This is a genomic window from Hymenobacter sp. BT730, from assembly GCF_030542105.1.
GTDB lineage: Bacteria > Bacteroidota > Bacteroidia > Cytophagales > Hymenobacteraceae > Hymenobacter.
On the sequence record NZ_JAUOFB010000003.1, the window covers coordinates 519,195 to 543,208 of the forward strand.

The 24,014-nt window shown below is 54.6% G+C and carries 20 protein-coding genes; 14 read left to right on the top strand and 6 right to left on the bottom strand.

Annotation, left to right across the window (positions count from 1 at the left end):
- Positions 1–40: 40 nt before the first annotated feature.
- From Q4G72_RS12140 to Q4G72_RS12150, 3 genes are all read left to right on the top strand, one after another.
- Positions 41–469, top strand: coding sequence for a DUF3127 domain-containing protein (locus Q4G72_RS12140; RefSeq protein WP_044513802.1), 429 nt, complete (start codon positions 41–43; stop codon positions 467–469).
- A gap of 139 nt (positions 470–608) precedes the next feature.
- Complete coding sequence (locus Q4G72_RS12145) at positions 609–1,487, top strand: SDR family oxidoreductase (RefSeq protein ID WP_303311690.1); 879 nt, start codon at positions 609–611, stop codon at positions 1,485–1,487.
- A 101-nt stretch (positions 1,488–1,588) separates the two neighbouring features.
- Complete coding sequence (locus Q4G72_RS12150; RefSeq protein WP_303311691.1) at positions 1,589–2,212, top strand: AlbA family DNA-binding domain-containing protein; 624 nt, start codon at positions 1,589–1,591, stop codon at positions 2,210–2,212.
- 318 nt (positions 2,213–2,530) lie between these two features.
- On the opposite strand, the gene Q4G72_RS12155 is transcribed toward Q4G72_RS12150, so the two are convergent.
- Positions 2,531–3,061, bottom strand: a complete 531-nt coding sequence (locus tag Q4G72_RS12155; RefSeq protein WP_303311692.1) for a DinB family protein — start codon at positions 3,059–3,061, stop codon at positions 2,531–2,533.
- Positions 3,062–3,275: 214 nt separating this feature from the next.
- On the opposite strand from Q4G72_RS12155, the gene Q4G72_RS12160 reads away from it, so the two are divergent.
- The 3 genes from Q4G72_RS12160 (at position 3,276) to Q4G72_RS12170 (ending at position 8,335) form a co-directional block, all read left to right on the top strand.
- The gene (locus Q4G72_RS12160; protein ID WP_303311693.1) at positions 3,276–6,314 is read left to right on the top strand and encodes a T9SS-dependent choice-of-anchor J family protein; all 3,039 of its coding nucleotides are present in this window, start codon (positions 3,276–3,278) and stop codon (positions 6,312–6,314) included.
- A 129-nt stretch (positions 6,315–6,443) separates the two neighbouring features.
- Positions 6,444–6,950 (top strand): YkvA family protein, encoded by a 507-nt coding sequence (locus Q4G72_RS12165; RefSeq protein WP_303311694.1) that lies wholly within the window; start codon positions 6,444–6,446, stop codon positions 6,948–6,950.
- Between the two features lie 83 nt (positions 6,951–7,033).
- Positions 7,034–8,335 carry a metal-dependent hydrolase family protein gene (locus tag Q4G72_RS12170; protein WP_303311695.1) on the top strand — a complete coding sequence of 434 codons (1,302 nt, stop codon included), beginning with the start codon at positions 7,034–7,036 and terminating at the stop codon, positions 8,333–8,335.
- 6 nt (positions 8,336–8,341) lie between these two features.
- On the opposite strand, the gene Q4G72_RS12175 is transcribed toward Q4G72_RS12170, so the two are convergent.
- Positions 8,342–9,097, bottom strand: coding sequence for a glycosyltransferase family 2 protein (locus tag Q4G72_RS12175; protein ID WP_303311696.1), 756 nt, complete (start codon positions 9,095–9,097; stop codon positions 8,342–8,344).
- Positions 9,098–9,195: 98 nt separating this feature from the next.
- Between Q4G72_RS12175 and Q4G72_RS12180 the strand changes: the two genes are divergently transcribed.
- Both Q4G72_RS12180 and Q4G72_RS12185 read left to right on the top strand, forming a co-directional pair.
- Positions 9,196–9,495, top strand: a complete 300-nt coding sequence (locus Q4G72_RS12180) for a YciI family protein (RefSeq protein ID WP_303311697.1) — start codon at positions 9,196–9,198, stop codon at positions 9,493–9,495.
- A gap of 72 nt (positions 9,496–9,567) precedes the next feature.
- A complete protein-coding gene (locus Q4G72_RS12185) occupies positions 9,568–10,419 on the top strand; it encodes a LysM peptidoglycan-binding domain-containing protein (protein WP_303311698.1) in 852 nt (283 codons plus the stop codon).
- 140 nt (positions 10,420–10,559) lie between these two features.
- On the opposite strand, the gene Q4G72_RS12190 is transcribed toward Q4G72_RS12185, so the two are convergent.
- Positions 10,560–11,438 (bottom strand): SDR family oxidoreductase, encoded by an 879-nt coding sequence (locus Q4G72_RS12190; RefSeq protein WP_303311699.1) that lies wholly within the window; start codon positions 11,436–11,438, stop codon positions 10,560–10,562.
- A 106-nt stretch (positions 11,439–11,544) separates the two neighbouring features.
- On the opposite strand from Q4G72_RS12190, the gene Q4G72_RS12195 reads away from it, so the two are divergent.
- The 3 genes from Q4G72_RS12195 to Q4G72_RS12205 all read left to right on the top strand — a co-directional run bounded on the left by Q4G72_RS12195 (position 11,545) and on the right by Q4G72_RS12205 (position 14,338).
- A complete protein-coding gene (locus Q4G72_RS12195) occupies positions 11,545–12,396 on the top strand; it encodes an NAD(P)H-binding protein (protein ID WP_303311700.1) in 852 nt (283 codons plus the stop codon).
- 39 nt (positions 12,397–12,435) lie between these two features.
- Positions 12,436–13,701: a BaiN/RdsA family NAD(P)/FAD-dependent oxidoreductase gene (locus tag Q4G72_RS12200; protein ID WP_303311701.1), complete on the top strand. Its 1,266-nt coding sequence runs from the start codon at positions 12,436–12,438 to the stop codon at positions 13,699–13,701.
- 190 nt (positions 13,702–13,891) lie between these two features.
- Positions 13,892–14,338: a PA2169 family four-helix-bundle protein gene (locus Q4G72_RS12205; RefSeq protein WP_303311702.1), complete on the top strand. Its 447-nt coding sequence runs from the start codon at positions 13,892–13,894 to the stop codon at positions 14,336–14,338.
- 160 nt (positions 14,339–14,498) lie between these two features.
- Here Q4G72_RS12205 and Q4G72_RS12210 read toward each other — a convergent pair whose 3' ends face one another.
- Together Q4G72_RS12210 and Q4G72_RS12215 are read right to left on the bottom strand one after the other, a co-directional pair.
- Complete coding sequence (locus Q4G72_RS12210) at positions 14,499–16,466, bottom strand: DEAD/DEAH box helicase (protein ID WP_303311703.1); 1,968 nt, start codon at positions 16,464–16,466, stop codon at positions 14,499–14,501.
- 380 nt (positions 16,467–16,846) lie between these two features.
- Positions 16,847–17,041 (bottom strand): cold-shock protein, encoded by a 195-nt coding sequence (locus Q4G72_RS12215; RefSeq protein ID WP_044513832.1) that lies wholly within the window; start codon positions 17,039–17,041, stop codon positions 16,847–16,849.
- 180 nt (positions 17,042–17,221) lie between these two features.
- Here Q4G72_RS12215 and Q4G72_RS12220 point away from each other — a divergent pair, with 180 nt between their 5' ends.
- Positions 17,222–17,644 carry an acyl-CoA thioesterase gene (locus Q4G72_RS12220; protein ID WP_303311704.1) on the top strand — a complete coding sequence of 141 codons (423 nt, stop codon included), beginning with the start codon at positions 17,222–17,224 and terminating at the stop codon, positions 17,642–17,644.
- Between the two features lie 116 nt (positions 17,645–17,760).
- On the opposite strand, the gene Q4G72_RS12225 is transcribed toward Q4G72_RS12220, so the two are convergent.
- Positions 17,761–18,603, bottom strand: a complete 843-nt coding sequence (locus tag Q4G72_RS12225) for a hypothetical protein (protein ID WP_303311705.1) — start codon at positions 18,601–18,603, stop codon at positions 17,761–17,763.
- 299 nt (positions 18,604–18,902) lie between these two features.
- Here Q4G72_RS12225 and Q4G72_RS12230 point away from each other — a divergent pair, with 299 nt between their 5' ends.
- Positions 18,903–22,313 (top strand): UvrD-helicase domain-containing protein, encoded by a 3,411-nt coding sequence (locus Q4G72_RS12230; RefSeq protein WP_303311706.1) that lies wholly within the window; start codon positions 18,903–18,905, stop codon positions 22,311–22,313.
- A gap of 301 nt (positions 22,314–22,614) precedes the next feature.
- Positions 22,615–23,985 (top strand): rhomboid family intramembrane serine protease, encoded by a 1,371-nt coding sequence (locus Q4G72_RS12235; RefSeq protein WP_303311707.1) that lies wholly within the window; start codon positions 22,615–22,617, stop codon positions 23,983–23,985.
- Positions 23,986–24,014: the final 29 nt, after the last annotated feature.

Consider the following 24,014-nt stretch of genomic DNA (forward strand, 5'->3'; position numbering starts at 1 on the left):
TTTGACCTACTGTTTTCACTTCCCCAAACTATCCTTTCTTATGGCTTACGATGCTACCGGCCGCCTGCACGAAATCTTTGACGAGCAGCAGGTGAGCGAAAAATTCCGCAAGCGCGAATTCGTGCTGGAAGTTATAGATGGCCAGTACCCTGAGCATATCAAATTCCAGTTGGTGCAAGACAAAACCGCTCTCATCGACCAATACAAAGTGGGCGACGAAGTTAAGGTAACTTTTAACCTGCGGGGCCGCGGCTTCAACAAAAACGGGCAGATGCTGTATTTCACTAATCTGGAAGCCTGGAAACTGGAACCTGCTTCCGGTGGTGCCAGCGGTGGTGGTGCTTCAGCTGGCGGCTACAACCAGCAGCAAGCTGCTCCACGTCCGGCGGCCAACCAGAATCAGAATCTGCGTGCGCAACCTTCGGCAGCTCCTATTGCCGGCGACGATGACAACGACCTGCCTTTCTAAGGTGAAGTAGCTTTGCTTCCACAAAGAAAATGCCGCTCTCTATGGAGAGCGGCATTTTCTTTTGCTAAAAACCTGCAAACAGTAAACTCCTACCCTGCCTTTACACGTTTATGCGGCAGTGTTTTTTATTTCTTTCCCTATGGCCTTTTCTTCCCCAACTTCTGATATGCACGGCAAAACGGTTCTGATTACCGGCGCCTCGGGAGGAATTGGTTTGGCCACCGCCCGGCAGCTGGCCCGGCTAGGTGCCCAGTTGGTACTGGTGTGCCGAAATCCGGAAAAAGCAGAGCAGGCCCGGGCTTTAGTACAGGAAGCCGCCGGCCCTGAAACGCCAGTGGATGTTTTGCTTTGCGACATGTCGCTGCTTAGTAATGTTCGCAGGCTAGCCGCAGAAGTGGCCCAGCGCTATCCTAAGCTGGATGTATTGATAAATAATGCCGGGATGATGCCAGGCCCCTTTACCATTACGGAAGAAGGCCATGAACTGAGTTGGGTAACGAACCATCTATCAGTCTTTACTTTGACCAACCTGCTGCTTCCCCAATTGATGGCAGCAGAGCAGGCCCGAATTATTACCTTGGCTTCAGAGGCACATTGGCTGGGCCAGATAGAAGCCTCGCAAGAGGCCCGCAACGACCCGCATCGATACAGTGCCATCACCGCTTACTGCGACTCCAAGCTGGCTAATATCTTGTTTACCAACGAGCTGGCTCACCGGCTGGAACTCACGAGCATTACGGCCAACTGCGTACATCCCGGCATGGTAAATTCAGGGCTTATTAATTCCCAGACCCCGCTGTTGATGAAAACCATGTGGTGGATGGCAATGCCCTTTATGATTAACACGGAGCAAGGGGCACAAACCAGTATTTACCTGGCTACCTCACCCGAGGTGGCCCGCATTAGCGGGAAATACTTTAAGCGCAGTAAGCCCGGCCGTAGCTCTGGCAAAGCCCAAAGCCGCGCCGAAGCCAGCCGCTTATGGCGAATTTCCGAAGAAGAAACCGGTATTGAATAAGCTTCATCCTGTAGAGACCCTCGGTATTGCCGGCTATTGAGCCAGGTTTTCTACTTAGCCGCTTTCCTCACGTATCAAGCTCATATTCTTCCGCACATTTCATGTCTGAGTTGCTTGAATTGATAGCACAGGGCGAGGGCGAACGGCTGGAATTCAAAAAGAAGACCACCCATCCCACCCGTATTGCCCGCACGCTGGTATCTCTGGCCAATACTCATGGTGGCCAGGTACTGGTGGGCGTAGAAGATGATGGGCGTGTGGTGGGTGTGCGTGATGCCGAAGAGGAAATGTACGTACTACGGCTGGCCGCCGAGCTGTACACCGATCCGCCAGTGCCGCTCAGCTTCCAGGAAGTGGAAGAGGATGGTCGTACCGTTTTGATTATAACCGTGCGTGAAAGCCGGCAGAAACCCCACCGGGCGCAGGTGGCAGAAGGCGACTGGCGGGGCTACGTGCGTGTGCGCGACGAAAGTGTGCAAACCAGTCAGCTCACGGAAAAGGCCCTGACGCTGGATGACGAGCCCGGGTTGGAAAAGCTTCCGCTCAATAAAGAAGAATTGGCCGTGCTGGATTACTTAAGCAAGAACCCGCGCATTACGCTCGCGCAATACATGAAACTGCTCAATATTGGGCAGCGCCGCGCCTACCGTACCCTCATCAAGCTTACCCTACACGGCTATATCAAGCACCACGACAAGCAAAAGGAGGTGTACTATACCCTCTAGTTGCCACTCAGCCACCACAAGCAGACCAAACTCCGCTTATTTATGCCGGCCAATATCATGGGCCCAAACACAGCGAAGCCGCCCGCGTAAACTACGCGGGCGGCTTCGCTGTGTACATGAAGAGGTTTAATCCTGGCGGCTGTCGCGGGCTTTCTTTTTCTCTTCTTTAGCCGCTTTTTTCTCCTTAGTTGTTTTAGCCGGCTCCTTCTTTTTTTCTTTGCGGGGTTCTTGTGCTTTTGCCATGATGGAGAGAAGTGAGGTAAGTAAATCTGTTTTTATTGCCTAACGAAAAGGCGGCTTTCAGTGTTGTGGAGGGCTTTATTTGAGGCCGGGCAAATACCGCTCGCGCAGAAGCTGCAGGTGGTGCGCCTCATGGCCGGCCATGATATAAGCTAAGGCCCGCACACTAACCGGATTATTGCTGGCCGTGCCCATTCGCTCTAAGGCATCCGGCTGGAAAGAGCGGAGTAAGCTCAGCGAGGCCGCCCGCACGGTATCATATTCCTCCAGAATATCGGCCATAGAGCGGGCATTGGCACCGGAAGCCGGCACGTAATCATTTTGCTCAAAGCCGGGCAAAGGCTGCTGGTCTCCGCGTGCAATACGCAGCGCGCGGTAAGCAAAAATGCGCTCTGTATCTATCATGTGAACCAACGACTCCTTGATGCTCCATTTGCCGGGAGCATAGGCAAACTGTCCCTGTTCTTCCGTGAGAGGCTGCAGAAGTTGCCGTAGCTCACGCGGCTGTTGCTCTAGGAGCACCAATGGGTTAGTGCCGGCGGGGATCAGCCGGACGTAGGTTTCATAGTAAGGGGCGTACTGGCCAGCGGCGGGACGGGTGGAAAGCATGCGGCGGGTTTAACAGAGGAAGTAAATGCGAAACGCTGGCCAAGGTACAGAGAGTTGGCTGATATGGAAGCAGGCCGCGTTTATTCCGCTTACCAGTGCCCTCTGCCGCCATGCAACCGGTAGAGTGGCCGGTATTTTATGGTAACATTCCGGTAATCGTGGAGTAGTTTTGGCCCAGTACTTTTGCTTTTCAGTAATCCCCAACCCATTACGCATGAAAAACACTTTACTCTTTCGCTGTCTGGCGGGCTATGCAGCAGTGCTGCTTTCCACTGGCAGCGCCTTTGCCCAGGCCTCACTGGGCGCCAGCCCGTACACAGAAACCTTTGATGGTATCGGCAGCGGGCTTCCTACCGGCTTTTCGGTCAGAACAGGCGCATCTGCTACAGCCCCAGGAGCTCCGGTAGCCACCTTTGGCACAGCAAAAGTGCTTTGGAACAATACCAGCGGCGCTTTTAAAAACTTTGCTTCCGCTGATGGGCTCACCCAAGCCGCTACAGCTGCTGAGCAAGACGCCTCTACAGATCGGGCTTTGGGTCTGCGCCAGACTGGCTCCGTTGGTGACCCCGGCGGGGCCTTTGTGTTTCAAATAGAAAACACCACGGGCAAAACCAACTTCAAATTAAGCTTCAAGCTGCAGTCCTTGGATGTGGCCTCCACCCGCACCGCAACCTGGACTGTTGACTATGGTATTGGTGCCACTCCTACTGCCTTCACAACGGTAGGCAGCACCGCCACCACGGGAGGCGCCACCTTCTCTAATAATACCGTTACCATTGATTTTGAAAACAAGCTCGATAACCAGACTGGTCCGGTCTGGATTCGCATTGTTGCCTTAACCGCTACAACCGGATCCAGTAACCGGCCTTCGTCAGCCATAGATGATTTCTCCCTGACCTGGACTGCCGGCGCTACTTCCAGCCCGGCTATTTCGGTAACGCCCACCACCCTGAACCTGGGTCGCCCAAACATCGGGACATCTTCTGCCGGCGTTCCTTATACCCTGAGCGCTTCTAACCTGACGGCTGATGTTACGGTGACAGCAATTGCGCCTTTCACGGTATCAAAAGACAATACCACCTTTGCCGCTTCGGTTACGTTTACGCCCGCTGAGCTCACGGCCGGCCTGCCCGTTTACGTTCGGTTTACGCCTACCTCAAGCGGCGCGCAAAGCGGCAGCATTACCAACTCCAGCACCGGCGCCAACGATAAGCTGGTGACCGTAAGCGGTTTTGGCGTTGACCCCGACGACAATCAGTTTTCCTTTGACGAGTGCTCCGGCACCGACTTCGATGGCTGGATGGCCTATAGTGTAACTGGCACGCAAACCTGGGCCTGCACTACCTTTGGTCATGATGCCGCCGATACCGAAGGCAAAGCCAGCAAGCCTTACGGTGTCCAGATCAACGGCTACGCCAGTGGCAATAAGGAGAATGAAGACTGGCTTATCTCGCCGGCTCTGGCGCTGAGCGCTACGCAGTACCCACTCTTCTCCTTCTGGAGCCGCGTGGCATTCACCGGCCCCGGCTTGTCACTGCGCGTGTCTACCAACTACACCGGCTCCGGCGACCCGCACGCAGCGGGCGTTACCTGGACCGACCTGAACGCTGATTTCGCTACGGGCGATACCTGGACCGACACCGGCGACATCGACCTTTCTGCCTATAAAGGCCAAACCGTTTACCTGGCATTTGTTTACACGAGTACCACCACCGGCGCGGCCCGCTGGACCCTGGACGACCTGCGCCTGCGCAACTCCAGCACCCCCGCCGCCACCATACTGGCAGCTATACCCCAGCTGCTGGACTTCGGCTACCAGGTGGTAAACACCGGCGCAAATAAAAGCTTTGTTGCCACGCTGAAAAACCTCACGGCCAACGCCACTATCAGCTCCAACAACCCGGATTTTGTGCTCTCGAAAGACGGTACCAGCAATTTCGTTTCCTCCCTCACGTATACTCCCGCCGAAGTGGCACAAGGCAAGGCTACGGTTACCGTACTCTTTTTGCCTACAGTAGCCATGGGTACCTACAAAGGCACCATCACAATAGCTTCAGCCGGCGCAACCAGCGCTACTGTTACCGTGATGGGCAACACTATTGAGGCCGAGAAGACCCTGGAGGTAGTAAACTGGAACATGGAATGGTTTGGCTCGCCCGATCAGAACCCCGCCAACGACGACCTGCAGCAGGCTAACGCTCTGAAAGTCCTGAAGGCCCTGAATGCCGACGTATTTGCCTTGGCCGAAGTAGTAGATACTGTTCGCCTGGGCACCATCGTGCGTCAGATGGGCGGCTATAAGTATATGGTGTCAGACTTTGGTTCAAACGTAACGGATGCCAACTCGGCCGACTATGCTAAAGCTCAGAAACTGGCATTTGTATATCGTCCTACCATCGTAAAAAATCCCACGTTTACGGGCCTGCTGCGCTGCACTACCTGTGATGATTATGGTTACTGGGCCTCAGGGCGCTTCCCCTATCTGATGGAGGCTGATGTAACCCTGAACAACGTAACGCAGCACATCAATTTCATTCTGATTCACGCCAAAGCCAACGTAACGCCCCTGGCAGAGTCTTATGAACGCCGCAAGAAAGGTGCGGAAGCGCTGAAGGCCAAACTGGATGCTGACTTCGCTGACAAGAATGTTATCCTCCTCGGCGACTTCAACGATGACCTGGACAAGACCATCACCACCGGCATCAGCACTACGGCCTCTTCCTACGCTGCTTTCACGGCAGATGCGACCAACTATACGGCCCTCACACTGCCCCTGAGCCTGGCCGGTGGTAAGTCCACGGTATCGTATAATGATATCATCGACCACGTCGTGGTATCAAATGAGATGAACCAGTTCTATCTGGCTGGCTCAGCCCGCATCCGTACGGACGTGGCTGATCTGGTAGACGACTATGGCAACACCACCACCGACCACTATCCGGTGATGACGCGCTTTAACACAGCCAACATTGCTCTGCCAACCAAGCAGCAAGTGGCACTCAACCGTCAGCTGAGTGTATTCCCTAACCCGGCCAGCACGGCCGTTCGTTTGCAGCTGGCGTCTGCCGGCACCAAGCCCGTGCGCCTGCAGGTTAGCTCTGTTGATGGCCGCACAGTGGTGGAAGCTACCGGCACCCTGGAGCAGATAAACCAGCGCCTGAACCAGCAGTTTGGCCGACTGAGCTCTGGTCTGTATATCATTCGGGTAACCAGCGGCAACAAGCTGTACACCCAGCGTTTGCAGAAGCAATAAGCTCAGTAAATTCAGTAAAAAGCCCGCCGAATCCGGCGGGCTTTTTTTATGCGCCACTGGGTACAGCAACGCCTGGCCAACAGGCACGTACATGCGGGCGTACTTTCTCTTCATTTGATTTATTTCCCTATGTCAACTCTTGCCGAAAAAGGGGTAAAAATTGCCAAGAATGCGGTGTTCAGCATGTTTTTAAAACGAGCTACCCGGCTTCTGGGCAAACCCTTTGCCGTAGTAGTAGCCCTGCGTGAAGTAGCAGCTAAGCTCGATGATGAAAACAGCAAAAAGGGGCCTTTCCAGCAAACCATTGATATGGTGCGCACACTCATTCGCTTGGTAAATGCCTACGTTACGGGCGCTTACCGGCGCATCGAGCCCAGTACTATTATCTCCGGGCTGGCCGTACTGCTTTACGTACTCTCTCCTATTGACCTAGTGCCCGATTTTATCCCTGTTGTGGGTCTGTTGGATGATCTGGCGCTGATCAGCTGGTTTATCAGCAAGTTCCGGGATGAGCTGGTCAGCTTTCAGGAATGGGAACAGGCGCATGCTACCGAGGCTACAGCCATTGCGGCGGCCGTCCCTGCCGCTACCGATGCAACCATAACTGGTGCAGCAACGGAGCTGGGGCATTCTTAAGCATTTGCTTAGCACCTCCTTTATAGAATTCTGGCGCTGTCTTCCATTGAGGAAGGCGGCGCTTTTCGTTTCTTCGTGCCGCTATGATATATCCGCGTTTTTCTCATGTCCCGGTAAAGCAGGTCTTTAGCCTTATTTTATGTCTGCTACTGCTAAGCCTGAAAGCTGTAGGGCAAGCAGGCACTCCCATTACTCTGCTGCAACCCGATGCCGTTTTTGACGGCGAAACGCTGCACGCGGGCTGGGCAGTATTGGTGGAAGGTGAAAAAATAAGAGCCTGTGGCCCAGCGGCGCAGCTTCCAGCGCCTGCAGGAGCCCGTACCATTGCGCTGCCTGGGCTTACCCTCCTGCCCGGCTTCATTGAAGGCCACTCCCACTTGTTGCTGCATCCCTATAATGAGGCGACGTGGAATGAGCAAGTGATGCAGGAGCCGCAGGCGCTGCGCGTGGCCCGCGCCACGGTGCATGCAAAGAAAACGCTGCTGGCCGGCTTCACCACCTCCCGGGATTTAGGCACTGAAGGCGCTGGCTATGCCGATGTAGCCCTGAAACAAGCTATTCAGGAAGGCATTATTCCCGGCCCGCGCTTGCTGGTGGCGGGGCCTGCGCTGGTAGCCACGGGCAGCTATGGGCCTAAGCTCACGGCTGATGTAGCAGTGCCTCAGGGCGCCCAGGAAGCCGACGGGGTAGATGGTATTGTACGCGCCGTGCGCGAGCAGATTGGCAAAGGAGCCGACATTATTAAAGTATATGCTGATTACCGCTGGGGTAAGGATGAGCCTAGCCGACCTACTTTTTCCCAGGAAGAACTTACCCTCATTGTGCAGACGGCCCGCAGCGCTGGCCGACCCGTGGTAGCCCATGCCAGCACCCCGGAGGGCATGCGCCGCGCCACTCTGGCCGGAGTTGAAACCATAGAACACGGCGACGGTGGCACCCTGGAAGTATTCCGGTTGATGAAGAAGAAAGGTGTAGCCCTCTGCCCCACCGTAGCGGCCGGCGACGCCAGCGCCCAATACAAAGGCTGGCGCAAAGGCCAGGATCCATTGCCCGAGCGCATACAGGAAAAGCACCAAAGTATGGCCGCCGCACTACAAAGCGGGGTAGCGTTGGCCATTGGCGGGGATGTAGGCGTATTCACGCACGGAGACAATGCCCGGGAGGCCAAGCTGCTGGTACAGGAATATGGGATGAAACCCCTGGCCGTGGTGCAGGGCCTCACCAGCGGCAATGCCCAACTCTTTCATCTGGCAGACCGGGGCCGTCTGGCACCCGGTCTGCTGGCCGATATAGTGGGCGTGCAGGGTAACCCCACCCAGGATATTCAGACCCTGCACCGGGTAAAGCTGGTTATGAAAGGCGGCATTCTTTACCAGCAGCCTTAGCCCTCGCTAAGGTCGCTCCACGCCTACCGCTTTTAGCTGATCAGCGTATTTATCGTAGAGCACCCGCAGGTCGTGGCCGTGCTTGTCGGCATCTACTCCTTTGCTGATGTTGCTGGTATGGAAGCGGTGCAGGTGGCTGATGTGGGGGCAAACAACGGGCAGATGCCCGGCCAGCAGGAACCGCACATACAGGTCCAGATCTTCGGCCATGGCTAGCTGCTCATCATACCCTTGTACTTCCTGAAATAGGGTACGGCTGTAGCACACATTACCCTGAATAAAGTGCTCCGCTTTGAAGATAGCGCGCAGCATATCGGCCGCCGAATCAAACTGCCAGGCATAATAGTCTTCCTGGGGCAGGTAGCGGCGCTCCTCGTCTATGCGCAGGAAATCCGCTACAAACCATTGGGCTTCCGGGTGGCGGTTTACCTGGGCGGCATAATGGTAGAGCGTACGCTGCAGCAACAGGTCGTCGTCGTCCAAGGGCACAATCCAGGCATGCTGCGGGGCGTGCTTTACCAGCTGGTTGCGAGCGGGACCAGGCAATAGTTTCTGCTGACTGGGCCAATAGCGGAGAGGAAGGCCGGGCTGGGCGGCGGCTTCCTGCAGCCAGTCGGCTGAGCCATCGGTGCAGGCATTTTCGCAGATGAGGTGTTCAGCAGAAATATCCAAAGGAGCCAGTACGCTGGCCCGAACGCTGGCAACGGCTTCTGGCAAAAATTGCCGACGGTTGTGCGTGGGAGTAATAACGACGAAGTGCATGGGTGCTCTTTCGGATTTAACCCAAAAAAGTTACCCCCCGCTGGGCCTCAACTTTCCCGGGCATTCCGGCGTTAGCTAGCCAAGTGTCCCCAGCTACTATGTCCAAGTTCGTCGTATCGGTGCGGCTCCCTGAGTTTTTCGATGAGGAGTTTGTTGCGCTTATTCCGGCTCACCGCACGTTTGTCAATCAGCTGATTGAGCAATGCGTGGTGGAAGTGTATGCCATCAGCGCCGACCGCTCCCGGGGGTGGATAACGATGAACGGACCTTCCAGCGAAGCCGTACGGGCTATTGTGGAGCAGCTGCCGCTGTACCGCTTTTTCAAGCAGATTGAAATTGATGAGCTGTTTTTATTCGACAGTTCCGCTTCCCGTTTTCCGCGTCTCAGCTTGAATTAGCTATATTTCTGATAGCTGGGCTTCGGCTCGGTTTCTGCAGAAGGCCAGTTTGTGTTTTGTTGTTTCTTGTATATGATGCGTTTTCTTCGGCAAATTTCTATGGCACTAACCCTGGCTGTTATGCTAGGCGCCGCCTCTGCTCCGGCCGAAAAAATAACCACTGCCCAGCTGGTTACCCGCCTGAGCACTTCTATCAGTAATTTGAAAACCCTACGCTGTAATGTGCGGGCGCAGGAACGTATTGGCGCAAGCTACCAACAGGCCCGCACCCAAATGAAAATTGCCTACTCCCCGTTACGCGTGTATCTGCGCAACCAGAAAGGCATAGAAGTGCTATGGGTGCATGGCCAGAACGATGGCGACGCCTGGGTATATCCCAACAGCTTCCCCTACGTTACGCTTAGCCTTGACCCGAACGGTACGCTGATGCGCAAAAATCAGCACCATAGCATTCTGGATGCTGGTTTTGGCACTATTGCAGAAATTCTGCACGGCTCCGGCAAGCGCCAGGACCTGGCGTTTGAGCGTAGCTTCCAATACACCGGCGACACGCTGGTATCGGGGCGCCCTTGCTTTGTGCTGCGCTCCGACTTTCCCCAGTTCCGGTACGTGAGTTATAAGCTTACCAAGCCCGAAACAGCCGCTCAGATTGCCGATAAATTCGGGAGTGGCGAGTACCGCATTCTGGAGCGCAACCACCTCAGCCCTGCCGAAGTGGTACCGGCCGGCAGAACCCTGCAGGTACCCAATGCCTACGGCCGACGCACTATTGTTTGTGTGGATCAGAAGCTGTTTCTCCCCATGGCCGTGCAGGTATTTGATGACAAAGGCCTGTTTGAGAAGTTTGAGTTTTCAGACGTCATTGCCAATCAGCCCATTCCGGTAGCCGAGTTCAGCAAGGATTACAAAGAGTATAAGCTGTAACCCTAAAATTGTACCCGGGCCCGGGTATACTTTGCCCTTATCTTTCAACAAAAAGCCTCGCAGTTTGCGAGGCTTTTTGCTTTTAGAATGAATAGGCCACAAAATCAACCCACTCCGACAAATCCGAATGCGTCCGTGGTTTAGCGGCGCATGGTTTTTTCAATTTCGTCCCACATAGGGGCCGGAATTGCTTCCAGCTTGTTGAACTCCCCTGCTCCATTCAGCCACTCTCCCCCATCAATGGTCACCACTTCGCCGTTCATGTAGGCAGAGAAATCCGACACCAGGTAGGCTGCCAGGTTGGCCAGTTCCTGATGCTCGCCTACTCGTTTGAGTGGCACCGAAGCAGCGGGGTCCAGCTTTTTGGCCAGCGGCTCGGGGAAGAGGCGGCTCCAGGCACCTTCCGTAGGGAATGGACCGGGCGCAATGGCGTTGGAGCGGATGCCATATTTCGCCCATTCCACCGCCAGGGAGCGGGTCATAGCCAATACGCCCGCTTTGGCTGCCGCCGAGGGCACCACAAAAGCAGAGCCGACCGAGGCATACGTAGTAACGATATTGAGGATGGTGCCGGGCTTTTTCTCGGCAATCCAGCGCTTGCCAAAGGCCAGCGTGCAGTTGTAAGAGCCTTTCAGTACAATATCTACAATCACATCAAACGCCTTGTGGCTCAGGCGCTCCGTTGGGCTGATGAAGTTGCCGGCCGCATTGTTCAGGAGTACATCTACCCCGCCAAAAGTGTCGATGGTGCGCTGGAGCATGGCTTCCACTTCATCGTATTTGCGCACGTCGCACTGCACGGCCAGCACATTGCCGCCGGTTTTCTGGCGCAGTTCTGCCGCTGTCTTCTCCAGCACATCCAGCTTACGGCTGGTAATGGTAACATCGGCGCCCAGCTGTAGAAAATAAGTAGTCATGGCCCGTCCCAGGCCAGTGCCGCCGCCGGTTACAACAATGGTTTTACCTTGAAGCGCGTTGTCGCGGAGCATGGGTTGGGCGTAGGGGAGGGTTGAGGCCATGAGAGAATATGGTGAAGAAGAAAAGTAGGATGCAAGCAGCGCAATTACGCAAATTGCCGCGGCTTCTTCCTGATAAGTAGTTCGGGTATTTTCCGACTTTTGCCTGATGCTGCCTTACTCCTCTACTTCTGTCCCTGTCCAAACTGTTGCCGTTCTGGGCTGCGGTTGGCTAGGCTTTCCATTAGCTAAGCACCTACTGGCGCATGGGTATACTGTTGGCGGCACCACCACTACGCCGGCACGCCTGCCTATCCTGAAGGAGGCCGGGATACAGGCGCATCTATTACAGCTCAGCCCTACACTTTTACCTACCGACAGTACCTTAAGCCACCTGTTTTCTAAGGCCGATACGCTGATTTTGAACGTGCCACCCCGGGCTAAACAGGGTATTCCGTATTTAGATCTGCTGCGGCCGGTAGCCCAGGCAGCAGTCAATTCAGCAGTAAGGCAGATTCTATTCGTCAGTTCTACTGGTGTGTATGCAGATGCAGACGACAGGATACAGGAGCCGGATGCGGTAGCTACTGCCGATGCGCCCACGGATATGCTCCAGGCAGAATACATGTTCCAAAATCTACCAGGTATCAGTGCTACCATTGTCCGGTTAGCTGGGCTCATGGGCCCTAACAGGGCACCAGGGCGCTTTCTGGCCGGCAGGCAGCAGCTTCCGCATGGAAGCGCGCCGGTCAATCTGATTCATTTAGCTGACTGTATAGGCATCCTTCATACCTTACTTAAGAATCCACAACCCGGCCAAACCTTTAATGCCTGTGCCGAACACCACCCCCCGCGTCAGGAATTTTACCCGGTGGCAGCCCAAGCGCTGGGTTTGGATCCGCCAACTTTTGCTGCTGAAACTCAGACTGGCGGTAAAATCATTGATAGCCGCAAGCTTCGCGCTGCTACAGGCTATCAGTTTTTACATGATGATGTAGTAGCGGCGCTGGCTTTTTGCTAAACAATAGCCCGGCTACAGCCAGTACCGTACCTTTGCCGGGTGACGAATTCAACTCAATGCGTAGCAATTCTGGGCGGCGGTGCAGCCGGCTTCTTCGGAGCCATTGCCTGCGCCGAAGCCAACCCCAACCTGACTGTATATCTGCTGGAAAAAACCGGCAAGCTGCTGAGCAAAGTGCGCGTTTCCGGCGGCGGGCGCTGCAACGTAACCCACGCTGCCGATACCCCCGCCCAGTTGGTGCAGCATTATCCGCGGGGCGCTCGGCAGCTCAAAGAACCGTTTAAACAGTTTGGGGCGCTGGATACTGTGCGTTGGTTTGCCAGCCGGGGCGTGCAATTGAAGACCGAGGCAGATGGCCGTATGTTTCCGGTTACGGATTCCTCCGAAACCATTGCGCAATGCTTATTAGAAGCTGCCCGCAAGGCGGGCGTACAAATCCTGACACAAACGGCTGTAGAGCAGATTGAACCCTTACCCGGCGCAGGATTTCGCCTCCATCTAACAGGCAATCAAAAGTCTCCACTAACAGTAAGCCGCGTTTTGATAGCCACCGGTGGCGCCCCCAAAGCAGAGCAATACACGTGGCTGCAAGCTTTAGGGCACAGCGTGGTAGCACCCGTCCCCTCATTATTCACCTTCAACGTGCCGGAGTCTCCCCTGCGGGAGCTGCCGGGCGTGAGTGTGCCGCAGGCCCGCGTGGTATTAGCCGGGGAAAAGTTAGAATACCAAGGCCCACTGCTTGTTACCCACTGGGGCATTAGTGGGCCCGCCGTACTCAAGCTTTCGGCTTGGGGTGCCCGTCGTCTGTCTGAAATGGGCTACACGGGTACTGCGCTCATCAACTGGATTCCGGAGTATACTGAAGATACCCTGCGCCAGTGGCTGCAGACATTTCGTGCCGACAATGGCCGCAAGATTGTGGTGGCCAACAGCTTGTTTGGGCTACCCCAACGCTTATGGCGAGCTTTAACCGACCTGGCAGGCATTGGCGCGGAAACGCGCTGGAGCGATTTACCCGCTAAGCTGCAGAACCGCCTCATTGAGCTACTGTTGCGGCAGCCGCTGGCCGTGCGTGGCAAAACCACTTATAAGGAAGAGTTTGTCACCTGTGGGGGTATTTCTCTGGCCGAAGTCAACATGAAGACTATGGAAAGTCGCCTGGTGCCCGGCTTATATTTTGCCGGAGAAGTACTAGACATTGATGGCATTACGGGCGGGTTCAATTTCCAGGCCGCCTGGACCACCGGCTATTTAGCAGGCAAGGCAATGGCCAACAGCAGTGCTGTTACACTGCAGACGTCATAAGCGGAACGACTTTCCAGAGGAAGAATAGAGAGGCACTTGGGATTCTGTGGCTGGGTATACATAGGAAGAAGCTGGCCAGACTAGATTTGGTACTATGCCACAGGCGTTAAGTACTAAATCGAAACCTTCCGGGCATGTCGGCAGTAAAGGGAGACACAACCCAGTACCTTAACCCTAAACTCCAACCCACATGGAAGCCAAAGCAACCCAGGCCCTCGTTAACGAACTGATTGAAACTCTGAAAGACGGCCAGAAAGGCTATGCAGAAGCCATGACTGATGTGGAAGACGCACAGTTGAAAGATACGTTCAAGAAATATGCGGCCCAGCGGGCCAGCTATATCACGGAGCTGGAAGACCAGATGTTTAAGCTGGATCTTAAACCCGATGAAGAAAGCTCCATTACCGGTACGGTACATCGTGCCTGGATTAACCTGAAAGGCGCCCTGACCAGCAAAGACAACAAGAGCATTCTGAATGAATGTGAACGAGGTGAGGACTACGCCAAAACAGCTTATCAAACGGCGTTGAAAGCGCAGGATCTGCCCGGCTCACTCAAGACCGTCATCGAAAAGCAATATCAAGGTGTGCAGCAGGCCCACGATACCATCCGGGCCCTGCGTGACTCGGCTAAGTAGCCTTATAGGTTCGCTCCTTTTTTAGTATTGCACTGATTTTGTGGTCGAACCTATTGGATAGTTCACCTGCCTTTTGGCATTTGCCCCAACAAAAAAGGCCCTCCGATTGGAGGGCCTTTTTTGTTTATTAAGGGCCGAAGAATTGGGCCACTCTTTGGTTTTACTCGTCGAAACCTTGGTTGTCGCGCTTGCCTTTATAGCCGCCTGAGCTGCTACCGCTGCCGCCTTTATAACCGCCACCACCATAGCCGCTACCACCTTCGCGGTTGCCGCCTTTGTAGCCACCGCCACCATAGCTGCTGCCGCCCCGGTTTCCACCGTAGCTGCTGCCACCTTCGCGACGGTCACCACCTTTGTAGCCACCGCCACCGTAGCTGCTGCCACCGCGGTTACCGCCATAGCCGCTGCCGCCTTCACGACGCTCGCCGCCACCAAATCCACCGGGGCCACGACGGGCCGGACGGTTCTCATTGGCACCGCCGAAGCCGCGGGTGTTGCCTTCCTGCTGCGCATCACCTTCCTGGCGCGGCGTAGCAATGTTGAAGGCTACCGGACGGCCCTGGATGGAGCTGCGACCTAGCTGATCAATGATTTCCTGTACGAACTCATTCGGCACTTCAACGAAGCTGAACTTATCATACAGCGCAATATCACCTACTTTACTCGCCGTAAGGCTGGTATTCTCGGCAATCAGGTCCACAATGTCGCGGGGGTGCAGACGGTCCTTTTTACCCATTGTTACGAAGAGGCGCGTGAAGCCGGCGCGGGCAGCACCTTGGGTGCGGCTGGCATCCAGACTCTCCTGTGCGCGCTTATCTTCTTTCATGGTCATTTTGAGCAGAGCTGCGGCTACATCCAGGGACGTAACGGCTTCTTCCTGGTCCTGATCAATCAGACGCTGTACGCGGGCAATGTACTTGTCGAGGTTGCCCTTCACAATGACCTCCTTAATGGAGTTCAGCATGAGCGTGGTTTTCACCTCCGATACATCTTCGAAGGACGGCACGCGCTCCTGCTTGATGGTGGCTTTGGTGAAGCGCATGATGTCGCGCAGCTTATAGATGTCGCGGCCGCTCACGAAGGTGAAGGCTTTGCCCAGCTTACCGGCACGGCCAGTACGGCCGATGCGGTGCACGTAATATTCTTCGTCGGCGGGCAGGTCGTAGTTCACTACTACTTCCACGTTTTCCACGTCGATACCGCGGGCGGCTACGTCGGTAGCTACGAGGATTTCCAGGGTGCCTTTGCGGAATTTATCCAGCGTATTCTGGCGCTGCTGCTGGCCCATATCACCGTGCAGACCTTCAGCGAAATAGCCTTTGGCTTGCAGGTCGCCCACAATCTCGTCTACCATGCGCTTCGTGTTAGCGAAGACGATGCCCGACTTGATGTTGTACATGTCGATGAGGCGCGTCAGGACGTCCTTCTTCTGGGGACCACGCACCTCGAAGTAGCTCTGCTCGATGTTGGTAACCGTCATTTCCTGATGGTTTACCTTCACGATCTGCGGATCCTTCTGGTAGCGTTTGGTCATCTCCATGATGGGCTTGCTCATCGTGGCGGAGAAGAATACCGTCTGGCGCTCTTCAGGCATCTTCTTCAACACCGTCTCGATGTCGTCGCGGAAGCCCATGTCCAGCATTTCATCCGCTTCATCAAGGATGATCATCCTGCAATGTTCCAGCTTCAGCGTGCCACGCTCAATGTGGTCCATTACACGGCCGGGCGTACCAATTACAATTTGCACACCGCGCTCCAGGGCGCGGAACTGCCGGTCGTAGCTAGAGCCACCGTAGATAGGCACTACGGCCAGGCCTTTCTTGTATTTGCCCAGTTTCTGGATTTCGCCGGAAACCTGCACCGCCAGCTCGCGAGTAGGGCACAGCACCAAGCACTGCACCTCACGCGAATCAGTATCGATGCGCTCAATGGCGGGGATAGAGAAAGCGGCAGTTTTGCCGGTACCTGTCTGGGCCTGACCAATTACGTCGCGACCAGCGAGCAGGGCCGGAATGCCGGCTGCCTGAATGGGGGATGCTTCTTCGTAGCCTACTTCGGCAATGGCGCGTTGCATTTCTTCAGAGAGCGTCAACTCACTGAACTTCATTTTTTCCGTTTCTTTTTCCATGTCGATGGTTATGGAGAGTGAATAGCTCTGAAAACAGCGGATTCAGCGACGCTCTTCTCCCACTCTACAACAACGACAAGTGACGGAAGCAACGGACGGAAGACAAAGCCGGCCTACAATTTTTTACTGGGCAGCTACAGCTGCGCGGAACAGGGCCGTTCTCAATGCGGCTGCAAAGGTACGTAAAAGAATAGAGAATTGCCAGATGAGCTTGAATTCTGCACCTATACAATGCCGACACGGCCTTCCTGAAATACCAAGATTCAAATTTATTCTACCGCGCTAAAGTGCACTGGTGCATAGCAGGCATAAAAAAAGGCACTCCTGAGGAGTGCCTTTTAAAGGTCGTTTCTAGTTTTAGATAACTAACGACGACTAGACTAAGCCAGCTGTACTTTAACAGCGTTCAGGCCTTTTTTGCCCTGAGCTACTTCGTACTGAACTTTGTCGTTTTCACGAATTTCGTCTACGAGCAGGTTCGTTACGTGTACGAAGATGTCTTCGCCAGTCTCGTCGTTTTTGATAAATCCGAAGCCTTTGGCGTCGTTGAAGAATTTTACAGTTCCCGTCTGCATGTTGGAAGGATATAAGGTTTCGTTAAGAAATGGGTACTGTACTACTGCTGAAACCTTGTTTATTCGGCAAGCTAAGCGAGACTCATCTTCTTAAGTTGCGTCAAATATACAACTTCTCTCATAAGTTCCACCTAGTTATCAGTTGTTGTCTGTACTTAACCCAATTTTTTTTTGCACTCCATGCCGTTACCTCCTGTCGATACTTATTTCTTCTCCCATCTCATCAAAGTGCAACCATCTGATATTGATGAACTGAACCACGCTAACAACGTGCAGTACGTGCGCTGGGTGCAGGACACCGCGGGCGCCCACTGGCTGGCTGTATTCCCTCCTGGGGAGCGGGAGAACTATATTTGGGTAGTGCAGGAGCACCGCATAAAGTATCTGCGCCCGGCATTAGTAGGTGAAGAGCTACGCTGCTCCACCTGGCTGGGCGACATCCGCGGGGCGTTGTCGCAACGATTTACCAGTATAGTGCGCGCCTCCGATAATGTGCTGCTGTGCGAGGCGGAAACCTGGTGGGTGTTGCTGGATCCAGGCACTGGCCGGCCCCGCCGCATAGAACCACAAGTGATACAACGTCTTAAAGAGCCTTTGCCATAGATCATATCTTGGTTTATATCTGGCATTATTGCCTTAATGCGGGTAATAAAGGCCAAACAGGCCCTGGTACTTTTTGAAATACCAGGGCCTGTTTACCTTATAGTGATGCTCTTATTCTACCGACCACCACGGGCATTACGGGCATGGCCTTCCGGGTCGCCAAAGTAGCCGCCATGGCCGGAACGGCCTCCGCGCCGGTCGTCATCATCATCCTGGCGGCGGCTGTACTGGTTCCGGCCCCGGTCATCGTCAAAAGACTGGAAGCGGCCCCGCTCGTCCCGATCTTCATAGCGGGCATTGGAACCGCGGCTACTGCCGTAACCGGAACGGCTGTTGCGGTCATCATCAAAGGATGAGTACTGGCTGCGGCCGCGCGAACCACTTTCGTATAGGTCGCTGCGGTAGCCCTGGCCCATGCCAGAGCCGGGATGCTCCCGCTCATAAGAAGAACCCATTCCGAAGTCGGAACGACTGCTGCGGTAGTCATCGGCATCGTTGTAGCGGCTGCTGGCGCTACCGTAGGGGTTGCCCCAGCTCTGGCTGCTGCGGCCCCGGCGGTTGTCATCATCTGACTCAAAGCGGCCGTACTGATTGCGGGAGCGGTCCTCGTACTGGTCGTAGCGGCCGCCGCGGTTTACGCCGGAGGAGCCTGATGACCGGTCGCTCATGCCGTAGCCGGACGAACCGTAGTTAGAGGAACTGTAGTTGGAGGAACCATAACCGGAGCCCGATGAGCCATAGCCGGTTGCACGGCCCAAATCGTAGTCGGATCGGTTGCGGTTTTGCGAGGAGCTATATTGGTTGCGCATGCCGCGGTCATCATCTTCGTAACGGCCGGAATATTGGCTGCGCCCACGCATGTCATAATCGTCATCATCCATAGAGCTACGACGACGCACATCAGAGTCCTGATAATTCTCGCGGTAGTCGCCCCGCGAATATTGATTTTCCTGTGGCATAGTATGTGGGTGTTAAGTAGTGAACTAATAAGGCCCGATTTTACTAATTTCCGGTGGCTTAGGTTAGTGGTTGAGCTTGCTTTTCGGGCCTGATTCTTGCTCAAAATTCACCATCAATTTTTAATTATATATTTACATTTCAGTTACTTATAAAATTATCTCGACCGGGTCGGGACAAAATTTTATAACCCATTTTGGCGCAATGCCAGCATTTTATTACGGCTGATTCCTGTTGTATTTCTTTTGCCTTATTACTGCTTGCTGAGGCGTAACTTGCCCCGCTATTCAGCGCCTTTTTTATGCCTGCTACTTTCCGCATTTATTCTTCCTCTGCCGGCTCGGGCAAAACCTATCAGCTCACGAAAGAATACCTGAAGCTGGCACTGGGCTCCGATGACCCGGCTTATTTCAAGAGCATTCTGGCCATCACCTTCACCAATGATGCCGCCGGCGAAATGAAGGAGCGCATCATAGGCGCACTGCGGAAATTTGCCTACCCGGAAGAAGGAAAACCGGATATGCTGCTGGCCGAAGTAACAGTAGAACTAGCCGCCGAAAACCGCTTGCCCCGGCTGGCGCAAACCGTAGCGGAGCAGGAGCAGGAAGTGCGACGCCGGGCTGCGGCCACGTTTCGGCTGGTGCTGTATCACTACGCCGATTTTGCTGTCAGCACCATCGACTCTTTTGTACAGCGCATCGTCACGGCTTTCACGCGGGAGCTGGGCTTGCCGGCCTCGTTTGAAGTAGAGCTGGATACGGATACTGTGCTGCAAAGCGCAGTAGCTGTGCTGCTGGATAAGGTAAACCGTGACCCGAACAGCAAGCTGCTTTCCAAAACCCTTTCGGAGTATGCCTTAAGTCGCGCCGATGAAGGTAAGAGCTGGAACAACCTCCCTGATGAGCTGGCTGAGTTCGGGCAGTTTCTCTTTAATGAAACGGTGCACGAGGCCGTTACGCAGCTGCAGAAGCTGACGCTACAGGACTTCCGGCGCCTGCATGAAACCATACGCCAGCGTCGGGAAGCCATTGAAGCACAATTCCGGGCTGTGAGCGAGCGGGCGCTGGCCGCCTTGCAGGCGGCCAGCGTAACAGAGGCCGACTTATACCAGGGCAAAAGCGGCATCATCGGCTACGCTACCAAGTGGGAAGAGCGCCTGCTGGCCGACAAGGAGCCCAACACCTACGTGCGCGCCACCGTGGAGCAGGATAAATGGTACAGCGGCAAAGTAAAAACCGAAGCCGACCGCCAGCGCGTGGACGCTGCCAAACCGGTCCTGCTAGCGGCGTATGAAGAGTTTGAACAGCTTCGGGCTCAGGTGCTGCCAGATTATGTGCTGCTCACGGCTATGCAGCCCTATCTGTTTCATGCCTCCCTGCTTAATGAGCTGAATAAGGTAGTAGAGCAAATCAGCCGGGAGCGGAACATCGTCCTTATTAGTGAATTCAACCGGCGCATTGCCAGTATTGTGCTCACGGAACCAGTGCCGTTTCTGTATGAGCGCCTCGGCGACCGGTACCTGCATTTGCTGATTGATGAGTTTCAGGACACCTCCGTGCTGCAGTGGAATAACCTGCTGCCGCTGGTGGAAAACGCCGTATCTACTGGCAACCTTTCCCTGGCCGTAGGCGACGCGAAACAAGCTATTTACCGTTGGCGTGGCGGCGAGATGGAGCAGATTCTGCGCCTGCACCAGGGCCAGACGGAACTGCTGGTCAATCGCGCCAACGACCCGGATCTGCAGGAACTGCTGCGCGAGCGGTACTACACCCTGGACCAGGTACTGGAACCGGCCGCGCTTAACATGAACTTCCGTTCGGCTGCTGAAATCATTGGGTTTAACAACGCTTTTTTTGAGCATGTGAGCCAGCGCCACGCTATGCTGCCGTTGGTGCAGGGCATTTATGACGCCCATTTTGGACAGGAAGTGCCCGCCACCGGCCAATTGCCGGGCCACGTGGAGCTGCTTTTTACCCAGAATAATGCTCCTGCGCGCCGCTACGATGCCCTCGCCGGGCACTACACCGAAGAAATGCTGCCCGGCTTTCTGCCAGATGCTGTTCTGGACTATGATGAAAGCACCCTTTATCTGACCCTGCAGCTGGTGGAGCAGGCGCTGGCTGAGGGCTTCCGGGCGCAGGATGTGGCCGTGCTGTGTCGCACGCGCCGGGGCAGCCGGTTAGTAGCTAAATTCCTGAAAGAGCGAGGCTATCAGATTATCTCCGCCGATTCGCTGTCCCTGGAATTCGCAGAAGTAGTGAATCTGCTGGTTGCCGTGTTCCGGGTGCTGAATCAGCCGGCGGATACGCTGGCCCGCGCCGAAGCACTGTTGCTGGTAGATAAAGTGGTGCGCCGCCTGGCCCCTACCCCGGCCCGCGCCCGCCATATTGCGGAGCTGGCCAACGCGCCTCACGCCCGCGACTTTTATGACGAGCTGCGCACACTGGGCTATGATATCAGGGAGCAGGAAACCGGCAACCTCGGCCTGTATGAGCTGACGGAACGCCTGATTGGTACGTTCGGGCTGCTGGGCCGCAATGCGGAAAGTGAATACCTGTTCCGCTTCCTGGACCTCACGCTGGAATTCAGCCTGCGCCAGGGTAATAACCTCAACAACTTTCTCACTTACTGGGACCAGCGCAAAAGTGCCCTCAGCATAAACGCCCCTGCTGGCCGCGACGCCATTACCATCACCACCGTGCACAAAGCCAAAGGCCTGGCCTACGGGGTAGTGATAGTACCATTTGCTGACTGGAGCTTAGAGCCGTACCGTGGCACGCTGCTCTGGGGACGGCTGGAAGAAGACGAAAAGCCAGTTCCCGAAATGCCCGGCGTAGCTGTAGTAGGTCTTACCAAAGCACTGCAGCGCACAACCCTGGCCACACAATATGTAGAGGAGCGTGAAAAAACTTTCCTCGAAGGCCTTAACATGCTGTATGTAGCCTTTACCCGGCCGCGTCACCGGCTCTATATCATTAGTAAACGGCCCGATGCAAAGAAGAAAACAGATGACGCCCCGATAAGCATTGACCCAGCCCGCTCTGTAGCCGAATTGCTGCATCAGTACCTACTTGATTTAGGTCAGTGGGATGAGGAGCGCCTGGCCTTCGTGCTAAGCCAGGGCAGTGAGCCCCCAACCAGCAGTGCCAGGCAGAAAACCGACAGCTTCCCTCTTACCAATCTTATCTCAGTACCGTGGGAAGAGCGCCTGCGCCTGCGCCGCCATGCTTCTACGGTGTTTGATTTTGATGAGCAGGAGCAATTAGGCGAATGGAACCGCAAGCTGCACTATGGGCTGCGCCGGCTCCATCGGGCCTCGGAGGTAGAGCGAATAGCCGGTCAGTTGGCGGCGGAAGGCATTATCAGCACCAAGGAAAAGGCAGAAATGACGCAAAAGCTGCGGCAGGTGGTAAATAACCCGCAGCTGGCACCCTACTTCGGCCCGCAGGTGAGCGTGGAAACCGAACGGGAAATTCTGATTGGTGGCGTGCGGCGGCGCGACTACAAGCCCGACCGGGTGGTATTTGAAACCATGGCCTTGGCAGGCCGGGGCGGAACCCGCGTTACCCTGCTCGATTTTAAGATTCCGCCGCCCAAGCCCCAGCACCGGCACCAATTACAGCAGTATGCCCAGCTTTTCCGGCAGCTGGGGTACGCCGAGGTGCAGTGCGTGCTGTATTATTTTGGCACGGAGGAAGTGGTGGTGTTCTGATTTTCAAATCCATCAATCCGTTTTTACTACGATTTTATCTTCACCAGTGCGCCAATATTTACTGAAGCTCCGCCTGATTTTCTTACCCTTCCTGTGGATTGTATCAGGCTTCACATTGCTATACGCTTTCCTTGATTGGTTACTCTTTATTCATTTGCAATGGCCGGAGCCTCGCAAAGACCTCCTCGAGTTCATTGGGCCCGGCATAGTGGTTGGTGTGCTTACACTAATCTGGTTGCGGCCACGGGTTCATCTACTTGTCCGAAGAGAGGATGCTCGCTGGACGACATTATTCTATTTAATGCCCGTATTAATTGGTGTAGCTACCTCCACAAACACTAATAAATACCTCACAACAAGCCTGGGCAAGCTTTCCAGTATGCACAGCATGGAGGAGCTACCCCGCCACGAACCCACTCGCTATTATGCCGTGCGAAATTGCTGGGTAGACCGGCTACATGCCAGTTACTATTCCACTTCATCCATTTCAGGCAAGCATAATGACCGTCTGAACTTTGATTTGTATGTCAGCACCCCTCTGTTTTCTACTGCCGCCGACACAGCACTGAGCCCTGTGGTGGCGTGGCTAGGCACTACATACCACGAGCAGATCAGTGCCCGGAGCAGCGAGGACGAAAAGGAAGCAGCCTATAGATCATTCATTCAACGCGCTGAGAAAGAATATAATGACCCGCAGCTGGTTAACTTTCTATACCTCACGCGCGCCAGCAACTCCACTGAATTTGATGGGTACCAAGCATCAGCACGACTAAGCCCTTATTTTCACAGGAAGACTACCGTGCAGCCTTTGATTCTGCTTCCGGAATTTACCCCTTTTGAACAACGAAGTGGTAAGTCATTTCAATGGATATTTCTATGGCTTGCCATCGGCTCTCTGGGCTTTAGCTTTATGCTAATCTTTCCCAGTCTGCACCTGGAGGCTGAGCAAGTGTATGGTCAGAAGCGAGGAAGGCAACAGTCTTTGCCACAGCATGATGATGACTTGAAATCATTACTTGGCTTCTTAAAACCAGGGCCGGGCCACTGGGCTACCTCTTTCCTGTTGCTTGCAAACCTCCTAGTTTTTGTATGGATGCTCTTTTCAGGTGTTGGCCCCTTCTCTATTCAGCCCGCAGAACTGATCAATTGGGGTGGTATTTATGGCCCCGCTATTGAGAAGGGGCAGCTCTGGCGAATCATTACCGCGGGTTTTGTTCATGCCGGTGTCATGCACCTAATCAACAATCTGGCAACTCTTGGTCTGCTTGGTTATCTCCTAGAGGAAAAGATGGGCTTTAAGTGGCTGACGTTGGTTTATTTTTTAGCACTGGTAGGAGCTAGCTACACCAGTTTATGGTGGCACCCCAATACAGTATCTGTGGGCGCCTCGGGGGCTATTTTTGGCCTGACGGGGCTTTGCATTTCATTGGTGTTGCGCCCCCAGGTTCAGGAGGAATTTCGGGGTGGCCTTCTTATAGCTGGCATCTTATTTTCCGGCATAAGCCTGCTTTTAGGATTTGTGCTGCCGGGCGTGGATAACGCCGCTCATCTGGGCGGTTTGACTACGGGCCTCCTGGCAGGGCTAGTCTTTTATCCTTTATTCAAGCACAAGATTACAGAGCACCCTACCCGAAGAATGCACCAGTCCAAACCGCAGTACGTTCGGGACTAACTGGTATCTGCTTTCCACTTTTCCCTGCC

What these genes read in the sequence shown, in the direction of transcription:
- Q4G72_RS12180 (WP_303311697.1), top strand. Translation starts at nt 9,196, where the DNA reads ATGTCCAAGTTCGTCGTATCGGTGCGGCTCCCTGAGTTTTTCGATGAG.
- Q4G72_RS12235 (WP_303311707.1), top strand. Translation starts at nt 22,615, where the DNA reads ATGCCCGTATTAATTGGTGTAGCTACCTCCACAAACACTAATAAATAC.
- Q4G72_RS12215 (WP_044513832.1), bottom strand. Translation starts at nt 17,041, where the DNA reads ATGCAGACGGGAACTGTAAAATTCTTCAACGACGCCAAAGGCTTCGGA.
- Q4G72_RS12190 (WP_303311699.1), bottom strand. Translation starts at nt 11,438, where the DNA reads ATGGCCTCAACCCTCCCCTACGCCCAACCCATGCTCCGCGACAACGCG.
- Q4G72_RS12185 (WP_303311698.1), top strand. Translation starts at nt 9,568, where the DNA reads ATGATGCGTTTTCTTCGGCAAATTTCTATGGCACTAACCCTGGCTGTT.
- Q4G72_RS12205 (WP_303311702.1), top strand. Translation starts at nt 13,892, where the DNA reads ATGGAAGCCAAAGCAACCCAGGCCCTCGTTAACGAACTGATTGAAACT.
- Q4G72_RS12150 (WP_303311691.1), top strand. Translation starts at nt 1,589, where the DNA reads ATGTCTGAGTTGCTTGAATTGATAGCACAGGGCGAGGGCGAACGGCTG.
- Q4G72_RS12225 (WP_303311705.1), bottom strand. Translation starts at nt 18,603, where the DNA reads ATGCCACAGGAAAATCAATATTCGCGGGGCGACTACCGCGAGAATTAT.
- Q4G72_RS12220 (WP_303311704.1), top strand. Translation starts at nt 17,222, where the DNA reads ATGCCGTTACCTCCTGTCGATACTTATTTCTTCTCCCATCTCATCAAA.
- Q4G72_RS12145 (WP_303311690.1), top strand. Translation starts at nt 609, where the DNA reads ATGGCCTTTTCTTCCCCAACTTCTGATATGCACGGCAAAACGGTTCTG.
- Q4G72_RS12155 (WP_303311692.1), bottom strand. Translation starts at nt 3,061, where the DNA reads ATGCTTTCCACCCGTCCCGCCGCTGGCCAGTACGCCCCTTACTATGAA.
- Q4G72_RS12195 (WP_303311700.1), top strand. Translation starts at nt 11,545, where the DNA reads ATGCTGCCTTACTCCTCTACTTCTGTCCCTGTCCAAACTGTTGCCGTT.
- Q4G72_RS12175 (WP_303311696.1), bottom strand. Translation starts at nt 9,097, where the DNA reads ATGCACTTCGTCGTTATTACTCCCACGCACAACCGTCGGCAATTTTTG.
- Q4G72_RS12210 (WP_303311703.1), bottom strand. Translation starts at nt 16,466, where the DNA reads ATGGAAAAAGAAACGGAAAAAATGAAGTTCAGTGAGTTGACGCTCTCT.
- Q4G72_RS12165 (WP_303311694.1), top strand. Translation starts at nt 6,444, where the DNA reads ATGTCAACTCTTGCCGAAAAAGGGGTAAAAATTGCCAAGAATGCGGTG.
- Q4G72_RS12170 (WP_303311695.1), top strand. Translation starts at nt 7,034, where the DNA reads ATGATATATCCGCGTTTTTCTCATGTCCCGGTAAAGCAGGTCTTTAGC.
- Q4G72_RS12160 (WP_303311693.1), top strand. Translation starts at nt 3,276, where the DNA reads ATGAAAAACACTTTACTCTTTCGCTGTCTGGCGGGCTATGCAGCAGTG.
- Q4G72_RS12140 (WP_044513802.1), top strand. Translation starts at nt 41, where the DNA reads ATGGCTTACGATGCTACCGGCCGCCTGCACGAAATCTTTGACGAGCAG.
- Q4G72_RS12230 (WP_303311706.1), top strand. Translation starts at nt 18,903, where the DNA reads ATGCCTGCTACTTTCCGCATTTATTCTTCCTCTGCCGGCTCGGGCAAA.